Genomic DNA, 2,500 nt, shown 5'->3' on the forward strand with positions numbered 1-2,500 from the left:
CTCAAGGGATGAGTTTGTTTCTACCAGATTTATTGCGGGTTACTTCATGTGAGCTTAGTGAATGATGTTTGTGGGCTAGGTTGTAAAACAAAAAAAGCCTTTGGAGGTTATCCAAAGGCTTAGTTAGTAAAAGAAAGGCAACGACTTACTCTCCCAGGTATTATCCCAGTACCATCAGCGCTGGCGGGCTTAACTGCTCTGTTCGGAATGGGAAGAGGTGATCCCCACCGCTATAGTCACCTTAAAATCTTAAAGGTTCGTCACTTATCTAAAAGCAACCCTTTCAATATTTCTTTGACAGTATTGGCAAAAGAGTAGAAGTATTAAAGTTAGTAATGTAAAGCAAGCACATAAGATTGTTTTTCGTTGTTACCCCGGATCCTATTGCTAGAACCCGGGGCCTGAAGCGTTCGGGTAATTAGTACTGCTCAGCTTTGACATTTCTGCCTTTACACCTGCAGCCTATCAACGTCATAATCTCTGACGTCCCTTAATGGAAGTCTCATCTTGAGGTGAGTTTCGCGCTTAGATGCTTTCAGCGCTTATCTCGTCCCAACATAGCTACCCGGCAATGCAGCTGACGCCACAACCGGTACACCAGCGGTTGGTTCAACCCGGTCCTCTCGTACTAAGGTCAAGACCTCTCAAACTTCCTACGCCCATCACAGATAGGGACCGAACTGTCTCACGACGTTCTGAACCCAGCTCGCGTGCCACTTTAATAGGCGAACAGCCTAACCCTTGGGACCTTCTCCAGCCCCAGGATGTGACGAGCCGACATCGAGGTGCCAAACCTCCCCGTCGATGTGAGCTCTTGGGGGAGATCAGCCTGTTATCCCCAGCGTACCTTTTATCCTTTGAGCGATGGCCCTTCCATACAGAACCACCGGATCACTATATCCAACTTTCGTTCCTGCTCGACTTGTCAGTCTCACAGTCAAGCATGCTTATGCTATTGCACTCCACATACGGTTACCAAGCGTACTGAGCATACCTTTGAAAGCCTCCGATACACTTTCGGAGGCGACCACCCCAGTCAAACTACCCACCACGCACTGTCTCCCTTTTCAGGGATTAGACATCAGATAAATAAAGGGTGGTATTTCACCGTTGGCTCCCCTATACCTAGCGGCACAGGATCAACGCCTCCCACCTATCCTACACATCATCTACCCAATGTCAATGCGAAGCTATAGTAAAGGTGCATGGGGTCTTTCCGTCCCGTGACGGGTACACGGCATCTTCACCGTGACTACAATTTCACCGAGCTCATGGCTGAGACAGCGTCCAGATCGTTACACCATTCGTGCAGGTCGGAACTTACCCGACAAGGAATTTCGCTACCTTAGGACCGTTATAGTTACGGCCGCCGTTTACTGGGGCTTCAGTTCAATGCTTCGCCTTGCGACTAACATCCCCCCTTAACCTTCCAGCACCGGGCAGGTGTCAGGCCATATACTTCATCTTTCGATTTCGCATAGCCATGTGTTTTTGTTAAACAGTCGCCTGGACCATTTCTCTGCGACCTCTCTATTGCTAGAGGAGGCACCCCTTCTCCCGAAGTTACAGGGTTAATTTGCCTAGTTCCTTAGCCATGACTCACTCGAGCACCTTAGGATCCTCTCCTCGACTACCTGTGTCGGTTTCCGGTACGGGTACCATATCAATATGCTTAGGGGGTTTTCTTGGAAGTCTGCTTACGTTCTCTATCCCTTTGGCCGAAGCCTCCAGGTACTATTGGGTTTCAGCAAAGCCTGCGGATTTTCCTGCAAGCCCTATACCTACGCCTTTTAACGACCTATTTCGTCAGATCGCGGAACTATCACTCCTCCGTCACCCCATCGCTCAATACGGTAGTATTGGAATATTAACCAATTGTCCATCACATACGCCTCTCGGCTTTTGCTTAGGTCCCGACTTACCCGCGGTTGATTAACATTGCCGCGGAACCCTTAGTCTTTCGGTGGGCAGGTTTCTCGCCTGCCTTATCGTTACTTATGCCTACATTTGCTTTTCTAACTGCTCCACAATACATTACCATACTGCTTCGCCGCTGTTAGAATGCTCCCCTACCACTTGCATTGCTGCAAATCCTGAGCTTCGGTACTACACTTGATGCCCGATTATTATCGATGCTCTGTCGCTCGACCAGTGAGCTGTTACGCACTCTTTAAATGAATTGCTGCTTCCAAGCAAACATCCTGGCTGTCTAAGCAACTGAACCGCCTTAGTTCAACTTAGTGTAGATTTTGGGACCTTAGCTGCAGGTCTGGGTTCTTTCCCTCTCGGACACGGACCTTAGCACCCATGCCCTCATTGCAGAGTATATTTGTTACCATTCGGAGTTCATCAGGATTTGGTAGGATGTGACTCCCCCTAGTCCTATTGGTAGCTCTACCTGTAACAAACTCAACCTCCACACTGCTCCTAAAAGCATTTCGGGGAGTACGAGCTATTTCTCAGTTTGATTAGCCTTTCACCCCTACCCTCAGTTCATCCA

General features: G+C 48.7%; 2 rRNA genes (1 of these 2 cut by a window edge). Both read right to left on the reverse strand.

Annotation, left to right across the window (positions count from 1 at the left end):
- Positions 1 to 132 precede the first annotated feature (132 nt).
- Positions 133 to 244 (reverse strand): 5S ribosomal RNA (gene rrf / locus B5Y40_RS12755).
- A gap of 154 nt (positions 245 to 398) precedes the next feature.
- Positions 399 to 2,500 (reverse strand): 23S ribosomal RNA (locus B5Y40_RS12760) (it continues 784 nt past the right edge of the window).

It is taken from the genome of Ohtaekwangia koreensis, assembly GCF_900167975.1.
Classification (GTDB): Bacteria; Bacteroidota; Bacteroidia; order Cytophagales; family Cyclobacteriaceae; genus Ohtaekwangia; species Ohtaekwangia koreensis.